Origin of the sequence: Streptomyces sp. NPDC051452 (assembly GCF_044454765.1) — a bacterium.
Classification (GTDB): domain Bacteria; phylum Actinomycetota; class Actinomycetes; order Streptomycetales; family Streptomycetaceae; genus Streptomyces.
This window is the reverse complement of sequence record NZ_JBITEB010000009.1, coordinates 41,781-54,027: the sequence shown is the minus strand read 5'-3', so window position 1 is coordinate 54,027 and position 12,247 is coordinate 41,781. Positions and strand designations below refer to the sequence as shown.

Below are 12,247 nucleotides of genomic sequence, written 5' to 3'. Positions count from 1 at the left end.
GGCCGGTGTTCCCCTCCTCAGGCCCGATCGGATGCGGGTCACCCGAATGCGACAGGCGGTCGTCGCCGAGTCGGGCCAATGTGGAAGGGATGCCGTGCGCTGGCCGTCCGCCGGGCTTCGGGTCCGCTCTCGCATCCGTTGACGGCTCCCGGGGCGAAAGCCCTGTCGACGGAGCTGCCCGCGATCACGACGAAAGGAACCGCGATGCGTCCGACGCAGGCGACGGATCACCATGCGGCCGGGTCACCACCTGCTGTCCGGCTGGTCGCCCCCGGCCACTCCCCCGTTCGGGTGCGGCCGCCCGCCGGCGGCGGGGACATGGGGCCTCGCGGCCCGCGGGGCGGGGCCGACGAGGTGCGCGCCGCCGACCGGGACGTGCGCGCGGCGGTGAGCCGGGTGCTCGACGAGGTGCTGGCCGACCGGGTGGAGCGGTCCCGGGCCGTCGACCCCGTCTTCGCCGACGACATCGCCCTGCGGGTGGCGCGGTTCACCCGGCAGGGCGGCAAACGCGTCCGCTCGCGGCTGCTGTGGTGGGCGCTGCGTGCCTGCGGCGGCGGTGACGGTGTGTCGGCGGCCGCGGCGCTGCGGCTGGGAGCCGCGCTGGAACTCCTGCAGACGTGTGCACTCGTCCAGGACGACATGATGGACCGCTCGCCGCTGCGCCGGGGCCGGCCGGCCCTGCACGCGGACGTCAGCGCCCAGTACGGGGCCGCCGCCGGGGTCGGCCGGGCGGCACGGTTCGGCGACGCGGCGGCGGTCCTCGCCGGGGATCTCGCGCTCGCGTGGGCGGACGACCTGGTGGCCGAGACCGTCCTGCCCGCCGGTACCGAGCAGCGGGTCCGGCGCCTGTGGAGCGACCTGCGTACGGAAATGGTGGCGGGTCAGTACCTGGACGTGCAGGGCCAGATCACGGCATCCCGTTCCCTGCCCCGCGCGCTGCGCTCCGCCTGCCTGAAAAGCGCCCTGTACTCCGTCGAACGTCCTCTCGCGCTGGGCGCGGCGCTGGCGGGCGCGGACGACACCACCACGGCGGGCCTGTGCTCGGCCGGTCACTGCATCGGCATGGCCTTCCAACTGCGCGACGACGTCAACGACATCTTCGCCGACGAACCGGGCCGGGCGGCGGCCGGCGACGACCGCGAGCGCGCCGGGTGCGCGGAGGGTGAGGAGCGCGAGTGGGCGGGCGACACGACGGGCGAGGGGCTCGGTGAGGAGCCCTGCCGCACCGTCGGCGGTAGCGATCGCGAGCGGCTCGGGTCGGCCGATGGCGACAGCGCGGCGGCCGAAAGCCTCCGCCGGGAGCCCGGCCGGACGGTCGGCGACGACCGTCGCTCAGCCGGGTGCGCGGCCGACGGCGACGGGGGCGAGTGGGGCCGCAGGGCCGCGGGTGGGGACCTTCGGGAGGGGAAGGCGACCTATCTGGTCGCGCTGGCCCGGGACAGGGCCGTGGCGGCCGGTGACCGTGCGGCTCTCGCCGTGCTGGACCGGTCGCTCGGCAACGGCGGCCTGACGGAGTCGGATCTGGACGCCGTGCGGGACACCCTGCGGCGCACCGGCGCCCGAGCGGCGGTCGAGACGAAGATCGGCCGCCTGATCGAGCAGGGGCTCCGGCGTTTCGACGACACCCCGCTCGATCCCGAGGGCGCCCGCCGTCTGCGCGAACTGCTGGTCGCCGCGGCGGGTGCCGAGCCGAGCCGTCCGAGCGGCCGTACGGGGGGCGCCGATCCGGCCCCGGGTGTGCCCCTCTGTCTGGTCGCCTCCGTCCGGGAGGGCTCTCGCCCATGAACCGCGTTCTGCCCGGCCCCAGCGACCACGTCGTCGTCGTGGGCGCCGGCCTCTCGGGCCTGTCGGCCGCCCTGCACCTGCTGGGAGCCGGCCGCCGCGTCACCCTCGTGGAGCGCGACCCGCGGCCCGGTGGCCGCGCCGGACGCCTGGATCTCGGGGGCTACCACCTGGACACCGGCCCCACCGTGCTGACCATGCCCGACCTCGCCGACGAAGCCTTCGCCGCGGTCGGTGACAGCCTGTACGACCGCGTCGACCTGATTCCGCTGCACCCCGCCTACCACGCCCGTTTCGCCGACGGCAGCTCGCTGGACGTGCACACCGAGGGCGACGCCATGGCCGCCGAGGTGGAACGGTTCGCCGGTGGTGCGGAGGCGGCGGGATACCTGCGGCTGCGGGCGTGGCTGGAACAGCTCTACCGAGTCCAGATGCGCCGCTTCATCGACGCCAACTTCGACTCTCCGCTGGGCCTGCTCAACGCCGACCTCGTCCGTCTGGCCGCGCTCGGCGGCTTCGGCACGCTGGACGCCCGGATCGGCGGCTTCCTCCGCGACGAGCGGCTGCGGCGGGTGTTCTCCTTCCAGGCCCTGTACGCGGGAGTGCCGCCCGCCCGGGCGCTGGCGGCGTACGCCGTCATCGCCTACATGGACACCGTCGCCGGCGTCTACTTCCCCCGGGGCGGCATGCACGCCCTTCCGCGCGCCATGGCGGACGCCGCCGCGGACGCGGGCGCCGATCTGCGGTTCGGGCAGCGGGTGACACGCCTGGAACGGTCCGGGCAGCGGATCACGGCGGTCGTCACCGACCAGGACCGCATCCCCTGCGACGCGGTCGTCCTCACCCCGGACCTGCCCGTCGCCTACGGCCTCCTCGGCCGCCGGCCGCGACGCCCGCTGCGGCTGCGCCACTCCCCCTCCGCGGTGGTGCTGCACGCGGGCACCGACCGCACCTGGCCCCAACTGGCCCACCACACCATCTCGTTCGGGGCGGCCTGGCGCGGCACCTTCGACGAACTGACCCGCACGGGCCGTCTGATGAGCGACCCCTCGCTGCTCCTAACGCGCCCCACCGCCACCGACCCCGCTCTGGCGCCCCCGGGCCGCCACCTGCACTACATCCTGGCCCCCTGCCCCAATCTGGAGGTCGGACCCGGCGCCCGGGCCTGGGCCGACCTCGCCCCCCGCTACCGTTCCGCGCTGCTGCGGGAGCTGGACCGGCGCGGCCTCGACGGCATCGAGGCCGCCATCGACACCGAGTGCCTGGTCACGCCGGTCACCTGGCAGTCGCGGGGACACGCGGCCGGCACCCCGTTCTCGGCCGCCCACACCTTCGCGCAGACCGGCCCGTTCCGCCCCCGGAACCTGGTGCGGGGTACGGAGAACGCCGTCCTGGCGGGCTGCGGCACCACACCGGGCGTGGGCGTGCCGACCGTACTGCTGTCGGGAAAGCTGGCCGCGGCCCGCATCACCGGCGCCCCACGGCCCGCGCCCGCTTCCGCGCGTACGCGCACGCCGGCGCCGGCGCCGGCCAAGAAGGAGACCGCCGTATGACCGCTCGCGAACTGCACGCGGCAGGCATCACCGACCCGGCCCTGCGCGAGGCGTACGGGCGCTGTCGTGTGCTCAACGCCCGGCACGGCAGGACGTACTTCCTCGCCACCCGGCTGCTGCCGGTCGAGCGCAGGCCCGCCGTGCACGCGCTGTACGGCTTCGCCCGCTGGGCGGACGACATCGTCGACTCGCTCGATCCCGGTATCCGCACCGACGAGCGGGTGGCGGCGCTGACCGGGCTCCAGCGAAGCCTCACCGAGGGGCTGCGCGGCGGGCACACCCGGGAACCGGTGGTGCTCGCGCTCGCCGACACCGCCCGCCGCTACGGCATCGAGCACGCGTACTTCCGCGACTTCATGGCGGCCATGGGTTCCGACCTGGTGGTGACGGACTACCCCACCTACGCGGACCTGCGCGGCTACATGCACGGCTCGGCGGCCGTCATCGGCCTGCAGATGCTGCCGGTCCTCGGCACGGTGGTCCCCCGTCCCGAGGCCGCGCCCCACGCGGCCGCCCTGGGCGTGGCGTTCCAGTTGAGCAACTTCCTGCGCGACGTGGGTGAGGACCTCGACCGGGGCCGCGTCTATCTGCCCGCCGATCTGCTCGGCGCCCACGGGGTCGACCGGGCCCTGCTGCGCTGGAGCCGGGACACGCAGCGGTCCGATCCGCGCATCACCGCCGCGCTGAGGGAGTTCGAGGCGCTGACCCGGAGCGTCTACCGGGAGGCGGAACCGGGCATCGCCATGCTGGATCCGGTGTCCAGGCCGTGCATCCGTACCGCGTTCGTCCTGTACGGAGGCATCCTGGACGCCGTGGCCCGGGACGGTTACGCCGTACTGCACCGCCGGGCCGTAGTCCCCCGGCGTCGGCGCGTCGCCGTCGCGGCGGACGGGGTCACCCGGGTGGTGGCGGCCCGGGTGCGGGCCCGTTACGGCGCCCGCGTCGCCTACCGAGGGGACCACTCCGGGCCGACGGAGCACTGTGATTCCGGGAGGAGCCCCGGCCGCACACCGGCCACCGCACCGCGCCCGGCGTCGACCGCCACCGCCACGTCCGCTCCGTCCGCCCACCCGAGCGTCCGACAGGAGGTCGTGTGAACACCGTACGACCGGGCAGGCGGCGGCGCCTGCCGCTCGCCCTGCGCCCGCGGCCCGTCCCGTGGGACAGGCAGTCGCCCACATGGCGGGACGCCAAGCCCGCGGTGATCGCCGGAGCGCTGAAACGGGCCCAGGCCCGTCCGTCCGGCAACTGGTACGTCGTCGGCGCCTCGCGCGCTCTGCGCGAGGACCGCCCCCTGGCGCGGACGGTGGCTGGGCGCGAGGTGGTCGTGTGGCGGGCCGCCGACGGCCGACCGGTGGCCGGCCCGGGCATCTGCCCCCATCTGGGCGCACCGCTGAAGGACAGCCCCGTGCGCTGCGGCGCCCTCGTCTGCCACTGGCACGGTCTGGCCCTGGACGGTACGCCGTTCGCCGGCTGGAGCCCGCTGCCGGCGCACGACGACGGCCTGCTGCTGTGGGTACGGCTCGACGACATCGGTGACGAGCCTCCTCTGGACGCACCGGTCCTGCCCGGGCGTCCCGACCTCACCCGTTCGCTCAGCGCGGTCTATGTGGGCGTGGGGGTCTGCGAGCCCGAGGACGTGGTCGCCAATCGACTGGACCCCTGGCACGGGGCCTGGTTCCATCCGTACTCCTTCGTCGACCTGACGGTGGTGGGCGGGCCGGAGGACGCCGGGGACGGCCCGGACGGCTTCACCGTGGACGTCTCCTTCAAGGTCGCGGGCCGCCTGGTGGTCCCCGTGCGGGCCGTGTTCACGGCTCCCGAGCCCCGCACGGTCGTCATGCACATCACCGACGGCGAAGGCCAGGGTTCCGTGGTCGAGACGCACGCCACCCCGCTCGGCCCCGACGAGCGGGGCCGACCGCGCACGGCCGTCGTCGAGGCTGTCGTCGCGACCTCCCCCCGCCGAGGGTTCTCCGTGGCCCGCCGGGCGTCCTCGGTGCTGCGGCCGCTGGTACGGAGCGCGGCGGGACGCCTGTGGCGCGACGACCTGGCCTACGCGGAGCGCCGTTGGCACCTGCGCGCCACGGGCCGCTTTCCCGGCTGACCGGCGGTCCCCGCGGCCGTGGGACCGGGGCGGCGCCCGCCGGCGGACCGAAACGGGGCCCCCGGCCGCTCCCCGTGGGCGCCGCGTTTCGGCCTATCACGAGGACCTCGACGAACTCCGCCGGTGGTGTCAGGGCACGGTCCAGAGGTCCGGGGCCGCCGACGCGGTCCGCGGTGTCGTGGCCGAAGCCGTGTGGGCCGGGTGGTTGAGGAAGGCCGCTCGGGAAACCATGTCCCGAGGATTCGACCACGACTGTCGACGGGACGGAGACCAGGCGATGGCCACGACGGCGGGTTCGGCCCGGGAGTTCGATGCGGCGCCCAACAGCCTGCAGCTGCCGGGGATCGTTCTCGGGGTGGGCCTCGGCGGGTTCGTCGACGGCATCCTGCTGCACCAGCTCCTGCAGTGGCACCACATGCTCACCAGCACCAACCACGACCGCATCGGGGTGAAGTACTACGACCCCCACACGGTCTCGGGGCTGGAGATGAACACCGTGTGGGACGGCGTCTTCCACACCGTGTGCTGGATCGCCGTCCTGCTGGGCCTGGCCATCCTCTACTCGCGGGTGACGCACAACCGGCGGGCGGTGTGGGCCTCGCGGGTCCTCTGGGGCTGGATCCTCGCCGGGTGGGGCCTGTTCAACCTGGTCGAGGGCCTCCTGGACCACCAGATCCTGGGTATCCACCACGTCCACGGCGGTCCCTACCAGGCGTGGTGGGACGCCGGGTTCCTCGTCCTGGGCGGCCTGTTCCTGATCGGGGGGTATCTGCTCCAGCGCGGCGGCCGGCCCCTCGACCCCGAGTCCCCCGAAGGGCGCGCACGGTCCGCGGGGCCCGAGCGGCCCGCGGACCCCGGGCGGTCCGGGGGCTCGGTCTGATGGGCGCCATGCACCACCACGGCGGCGCCGGTGGCGGTGACGGGCTGCCAGCAACCGTGCTCACCGTGCTGGTCCTGCTCGCCGCGGCCGGCCTCTATCTGCTCGCCGCGGGCCGGGCGCGGCGCCGCAACCCCGCGCTGGGCTGGAGCGCGTGGAGGTCGGCGTCGTTCCTCACCGGGCTCGCGCTGCTCGGCGTCGCGCTGCTGCCTCCGCTGGCACCCGCCGCGCACTCCGACTTCCGCTGCCACATGGCCCAGCACATGCTCATCGGCATGTACGCGCCGCCGGCGCTCGTGCTGGCCGCGCCGGTCACCCTGCTGCTGCGGGTGCTGCCCGCCCGGCGGGCTCGCCGGGTGACGGCGTTGCTGCACAGCCGGGCGGCCCGGGTGGCGGCGCATCCCGTGACGGCGCTCGCACTGAGCGTCGGAACGCTCGCGGTGCTCTACTTCACGCCCCTGTACAACACCGTCATGGCCCACCCGGCCGGGCACTGGCCGCTGCACGCGCACTTCCTGGCGTCCGGGTTCCTCTTCGCCTACGTCATCGCCGGCCCCGATCCCGCGCCCGCCCGGCCCGGTGTGCGGGCCCGTCTGGTGTGTCTGGGGGTGGCCATCGCCGTACACGCCCTGATCGCACAGGCCATGTACGGCGGGTTCTTCGTCGACATCCACGCCCCCGTCGCACAGGTCCGGCAGGGGGCGGAGATCATGTACTACGGCGGGGACATCGCCGAACTCCTGCTGGCCGCAGCGCTGGTGGCCACCTGGCGCCCCGAACGCCGCGGCAAGGTACACGGATGGGCTCCGGCCAGTATGCGCGAGGGAAAATCCAGCTCATCAGTCCGCAAATCGGTCGCTGGATCGGTGTAATCGGCACATAACACGGGTCGCGGAGAGAACTAGCGTCGAAGGGTACGTGGGCCGCACGCGGACCAGAACGGATCAGAAAGGCATCGAGGCACTCATGCCCATTCCGCATACCGACGTCATGCCCGACACCGGTCTCCAGACCCTGACCACCCACCCCGCCCTCACTCTCGGTCACCCGCCCGCCGACGACCTGCTGCTGCCGGTCGACGAACTGCCCGAACCCGAGTCGTCCCCGGACCTGATCTGCCGGCGCGTGCGTGACGAGCTGATGCTCGACGGCAACGCACGGCTCAACCTCGCCACCTTCGTGACGACGTGGATGGAACCGCAGGCGCGCCAGCTGATGGCCGAGACCGCGGAGAAGAACCTCGCCGACCGTGCCGAATACCCGCAGATCACGGCGATGGAGGAGCGCTGCGTGCGGATGCTCGCCCGGCTCTGGCACGCGCCGCGGCCCGACCGGGTGCGCGGCTGCTCCACCACCGGCTCGAGCGAGGCCGCCATGCTCGGCGGCCTCGCCCTCAAGCGGCGCTGGCAGGCCCGGCGGCGCGCGCAGGGCAAGGACACCACGCGCCCGAACCTCGTCATGGGCGCGAACGTCCAGGTGTGCTGGAAGAAGTTCGCGAACTACTTCGAGGTGGAACCGCGGTACGTCCCGATGGAACCGGGGCGCTACCACCTCACGCCCGACACGCTGACCGCCTACTGCGACGACAACACCATCGGCGTCGTGGCCGTCCTCGGCTCCACGTTCGACGGTTCCTACGAGCCGGTCGCGGACATCTGCATGGCCCTCGACGGTTATCAGGCGGCCACGGGCACCGACATCCCCGTCCATGTCGACGGCGCGTCCGGCGCCCTGGTGGCCCCCTTCCTCGACCCGGGCCTCATGTGGGACTTCCAGCTCGAACGGGTCGCCTCCATCAACACCTCGGGGCACAAGTACGGGCACGTCTTCCCCGGCCTCGGCTGGGCCCTGTGGCGCGACGCCGACGCGCTCCCCGAGGACCTGGTGTTCGAGGTCGACTACCTCGGTGGCCGCTCCCCCAGTTTCACCCTCAATTTCTCCCGGCCGGGCGCGCATGTCGTCGCCCAGTACTACAGCTTCCTGCGGTACGGCTTCGAGGGGTTCAGGAATCTTGCCGCCCAGTGCCGTACGACGGCCCGTGCGCTCGCGGCGCGGATCCAGGGCATCGCACCCTACGAGCTGATCACCGACGGCTCCGAACTCCCGGCGTTCGCCTTCCGGCTGGCGCCCGGCACACGGGGCTTCACCGTCTTCGACGTCTCCCATGCCATGCGCGCACGGGGCTGGCACCTGCCGGCCTACTCCTTCCCGGCCCCGTGCCAGGACGTCTCCGTCCTGCGTCTGGTGGTACGCACCGGCTTCACCTCCGAACTCGCGGGGATGTTCATCGCCGACCTGCGGGAGGTCACCGGGCAACTCCACACGGCCAAACGCACCCCGTCCCCGCTTCCGGAGCCCCTCGCCGCCACCTGAGGCCCGCTCCCGGACCATCCGCGCCGCCAGGGCGCGGCAGCCTGCCGCGCCCGCCCACCCTGTCCGCCGGACGCGCCGGTCCGGTGACCCGCCCGCCGGCTAGCCCTCCGTCTGCGGACTGGCGTCCTCGTGGGCGGCCAGGCCCTCCGGGCGGCGGCCTCGGGGCTGTTGGGGCTCGGGGCGGCTCGGTGGGATGGGGATGGGGCGGTTCACGGCCGCGTCGGCGGTCACGGTCGTCGGCTCACCGCAGTGCAGCACCACCAGCGGTTCACCTTCGACCAGTTGGTAGCTCACCCGGGTGCGGCCGACGTCCACCTTCAGCCTGCGGCCGCCCACCAGCACCATGAACGCCACCCTGGACAGCGCCTCGGGCAGACGGGGCGAGAACCCCAGGAGGTCCTGGTTGTCGTCGACGGTGTGCCGTCGCATGCCTCCGAGCCCCGCGACGAGGGCGATCCACGTCCCGGCGAGGGAGGCGACGTGCAGCCCGTCCCGGGTGTTGTGCTCCAGGTCGTCCAGGTCCATCAGCGCGGCCTCGTTGAGGTAGGCGTAGGCCAGCCGCAGGTGCCCGGTCTCGGCGGCGAGGACCGCCTGGCAGCACGCCGACAGGGAGGAGTCGCGGACGGTCAGCGCCTCGTAGTAGGCGAAGTTGCGCGCCTTCTCCTCCTCGGTGAAGACGTTGGGGCACTCCATCATCGCCAGCACCAAGTCGGCCTGCTTCACCACCTGTTTGCGGTACAGGTCGAAGTAGGGGTAGTGCAGCAGGAGCGGATAGTGCTCGGGCGGGGTGGCGTCGAAGTCCCAGCGCTGGAAGTGGGTGAACCCGGCCGACTGTTCGTGCACCCCGAGGGCGTCGTTGTACGGCACCGCCATACGGGCGGCGGCGTCCCGCCACGCGGCGGTCTCCTCGTCGTCGACGCCGAGTTCCGCGGCCCGGTCCGCATGGCGTGTGGCCGTGTCCGCGGCGGCCAGCAGATTCTGCCGGGCCATCAGGTTGGTGTACAGGTTGTCCCGGGCGATGGCGCTGTACTCGTCGGGTCCGGTGACCCCGTCGATGTGGAAGACGCCCTCGGCGTCGTGATGTCCGAGCGAGCGCCAGAGCCGGGCGGTGTCGACGAGGAGGTCGAGGCCCTCCTCGCGTTCGAAGTCCTCGTCGCCGCTCACCATGATGTAGCGGGCCGTCGCCATCGCGATGTCGGCGTTGATGTGGAAGGCGGCCGTCCCGGCCGGCCAGTAGGCGGAGCACTCGGCGCCGTCGATCGTCCGCCAGGGGAAGGTGGCCCCGGCCAGGCCCAGCTGGCGCGCGCGTTCCCGTGCCGCCGGCAGTGTGCTGTGGCGCCATCTCAGCGCCGAGGCGACGGCCTCCGGCGCGGTGAACGTCAGCAGCGGCAGCACATAGGACTCGGTGTCCCAGAAGGAGTGCCCGTCGTAGCCAGTTCCGGTCAGTCCCTTCGCGGGGATCGCCCGGTTCTCGCCGCGGGCCGCCGCCTGCAGGACGTGGAAGAGGGCGAAGCGCACCGCCTGCTGGATCTGTGCGTCGCCCTCCACCTCGACGTCCGCACCGGCCCAGAACCGGTCCAGGTACTCCCGCTGCGCGGCGACCAGCCCGTCCCACCCGGTGCCGACGGCGGCCGCCACCGCCCCGTCCACCTGGTCGTGCACGGCCGGCAGCGACCGCTCCCCCGACCAGCCGTAGGCGACGAACTTGACCAGCCGCAGCGGCTGTCCGGGCACCAGGTCCGCGGTGACCGTCAGACGGCTGACGTCGGGCTCGCTGTGCGCCGTCCACCGGGTGCTGTCGGGACCCTCGACGAGATGGTCGGCCGCCGCTCCCACCCGCAGCCCGCTGCGGGCGGTGCGGTGCACGAGTCGTAGCCGGGTGTCCTGGGCGAAGTGCTCCTCCGCCACGAGCGGGCTCTCGGTCGCGGCGGCGACGCGCGGGTCTCCCTCGAAGTGGGGCAGTTGTTCGTTGGCGACCAGTTCCGACTGCACGGCGACCGAGGTCGGTCCGTCCACCGGCTCGACCTCGTACACCACGGCGGCCACGGCTCGCTGGGTGAAGGAGACGAGGCGCCGGGCGGTGATCCTGACCGTACGGCCGCCGGGGGAGGTCCACCGGGCGGTGCGGCTGAGCAATCCGGTGCGGAAGTCCAGTACGCGCTCGTGCGCGAGCAGCTGGCCGTAGCGCAGGTCGCAGGGGTGGTCGTCGACCAGCAGCCGGATGATCTTGCCGTCGGTGACGTTGATCATCGTCTGGCCGGACTCGGGGTAGCCGTAGCCGGCTTCCGCGTACGGCAGCGGATGGATCTCGTGGACACCGTTGAGGTAGGCGCCGGGAAGCCCGTGGGGCTCGCCCTCGTCGAGGTTCCCGCGCCAGCCGATGTGCCCGTTGGACAGGGCGAACACCGATTCGCTCTGGGCGAGCACGTCCAGGTTCAGCTCGGTCTCGCGCAGGCACCACGGCTCGACCGTGAAACTGGGATGAGTGATCACCGCGACTCCAGTAGTCCGGCCAGGTCACGGACGACCACATCCGCGCCGTGCGCCCGCAGTTGATCCGCCTGGCCGACGCGGTCGACGCCCACGACCACGCCGAACCCTCCGGCCCGTCCCGCTTCGACACCGGCCAGGGCGTCCTCGAACACGGCGGCCTCCTCCGGCGTCGCGTCCAGCCCCCGGGCCGCCTCCAGGTAGGTGTCCGGGGCGGGCTTGCCGCGCAGTCGGCGCTCGCGTGTCACGATTCCGTCGATCCGCTCGTCGAAGAGGTCCTCGATGCCGGCCGCCACGAGGACGTCCCGGCAGTTCGCGCTGGAGGACACCACCGCGCAGCGCAGCCCGGCTTCCCGTACGGCGTGCACATAGCGGACCGAGCCCTCGTAGGGTTCCACGCCGTCGCGGCGGATCCGCTCCAGCACCAACTCGTTCTTCCGGGTGCCGAGCCCGTTCACGGTCTCCGCCTCCGGCGGATCGTCGGGCGACCCCTCGGGCGGATGCACCCCGCGTGCGGCGAGGAACGTGCGTACGCCGTCCTCGCGGGGCCGTCCGTCCACGTACTCGTCGTAGTCGTCGACGGCGTCGAAGGGCACGAACGGGGTGCCGTCGCGTGCGGCGCGCTCGCGGAGGTAGCCGTCGAACATCTCCTTCCAGGCGGCCGCGTGCACCTTCGCGGTCTGGGTGAGGACCCCGTCGAGGTCGAACAGACAGACACGGACATGAGAGGGAAGCCCCAGCATGCCGCCCAGGCTAGGAGCAGCCCCCGACACGTCGGCGGCGGGACACCGTGCGGCTCGCGGTAAGACACCCGCTCGGTCTAGGTACCTTCGCTCGACAGGCCGTGCGGCTGAGCGGGTGCCAAAGGCCGCGGCCTCTCCCATGTGGCGGCCGGGTCATGGGCCGGCCGGTGGCGTCCCGACAGCCGTGGGACCCTCGCCCCGCTCCCGGCGGTCCTTCGTCATGGCGGCGTGCACGGCCATCGCCCGTCGAGCGAGTCGACCGGCCGGCGTGGGCGAGGAGTCCACCGTCGGACGCGCTGTCGTGCGGGGAGCGCGGATGGTG

9 protein-coding genes are annotated in these 12,247 nt (G+C 73.4%); 7 read left to right on the top strand and 2 right to left on the bottom strand.

What is annotated here, in order from left to right; translation table 11 throughout:
• The first annotated feature begins 204 nt into the window (after positions 1 to 204).
• The 7 genes from ACIBA9_RS21475 (at position 205) to ACIBA9_RS21445 (ending at position 8,692) form a co-directional block, all read left to right on the top strand.
• Complete coding sequence (locus ACIBA9_RS21475; protein WP_399365152.1) at positions 205 to 1,785, top strand: polyprenyl synthetase family protein; 1,581 nt, start codon at positions 205 to 207, stop codon at positions 1,783 to 1,785.
• Complete coding sequence (gene crtI / locus ACIBA9_RS21470; protein WP_399365150.1) at positions 1,782 to 3,335, top strand: phytoene desaturase family protein; 1,554 nt, start codon at positions 1,782 to 1,784, stop codon at positions 3,333 to 3,335. Before ACIBA9_RS21475 ends, crtI begins: the two co-directional genes overlap by 4 nt.
• Complete coding sequence (locus tag ACIBA9_RS21465) at positions 3,332 to 4,432, top strand: phytoene/squalene synthase family protein (protein WP_399365148.1); 1,101 nt, start codon at positions 3,332 to 3,334, stop codon at positions 4,430 to 4,432. The genes crtI and ACIBA9_RS21465 overlap by 4 nt, the downstream gene beginning before the upstream one ends.
• The gene (locus ACIBA9_RS21460; RefSeq protein WP_399365146.1) at positions 4,429 to 5,442 is read left to right on the top strand and encodes a DUF5914 domain-containing protein; all 1,014 of its coding nucleotides are present in this window, start codon (positions 4,429 to 4,431) and stop codon (positions 5,440 to 5,442) included. The genes ACIBA9_RS21465 and ACIBA9_RS21460 overlap by 4 nt, the downstream gene beginning before the upstream one ends.
• Before the next feature lie 277 nt (positions 5,443 to 5,719).
• Positions 5,720 to 6,322 (top strand): DUF2243 domain-containing protein, encoded by a 603-nt coding sequence (locus tag ACIBA9_RS21455; protein WP_399365144.1) that lies wholly within the window; start codon positions 5,720 to 5,722, stop codon positions 6,320 to 6,322.
• Positions 6,322 to 7,191 (top strand): cytochrome c oxidase assembly protein, encoded by an 870-nt coding sequence (locus ACIBA9_RS21450; RefSeq protein ID WP_399365142.1) that lies wholly within the window; start codon positions 6,322 to 6,324, stop codon positions 7,189 to 7,191. The genes ACIBA9_RS21455 and ACIBA9_RS21450 overlap by 1 nt, the downstream gene beginning before the upstream one ends.
• A 94-nt stretch (positions 7,192 to 7,285) precedes the next feature.
• Positions 7,286 to 8,692, top strand: a complete 1,407-nt coding sequence (locus ACIBA9_RS21445) for a glutamate decarboxylase (RefSeq protein WP_399365140.1) — start codon at positions 7,286 to 7,288, stop codon at positions 8,690 to 8,692.
• Positions 8,693 to 8,791: 99 nt separating this feature from the next.
• Here the strand turns inward: ACIBA9_RS21445 and ACIBA9_RS21440 are convergent, their stop codons facing one another.
• Both ACIBA9_RS21440 and ACIBA9_RS21435 read right to left on the bottom strand, forming a co-directional pair.
• Positions 8,792 to 11,185 carry a glycoside hydrolase family 65 protein gene (locus tag ACIBA9_RS21440; RefSeq protein WP_399365138.1) on the bottom strand — a complete coding sequence of 798 codons (2,394 nt, stop codon included), beginning with the start codon at positions 11,183 to 11,185 and terminating at the stop codon, positions 8,792 to 8,794.
• Entirely contained in the window at positions 11,182 to 11,925 is a 744-nt protein-coding gene (locus ACIBA9_RS21435; protein ID WP_399365136.1) for a beta-phosphoglucomutase family hydrolase, read from the bottom strand. The genes ACIBA9_RS21440 and ACIBA9_RS21435 overlap by 4 nt, the downstream gene beginning before the upstream one ends.
• Positions 11,926 to 12,247 lie beyond the last annotated feature (322 nt).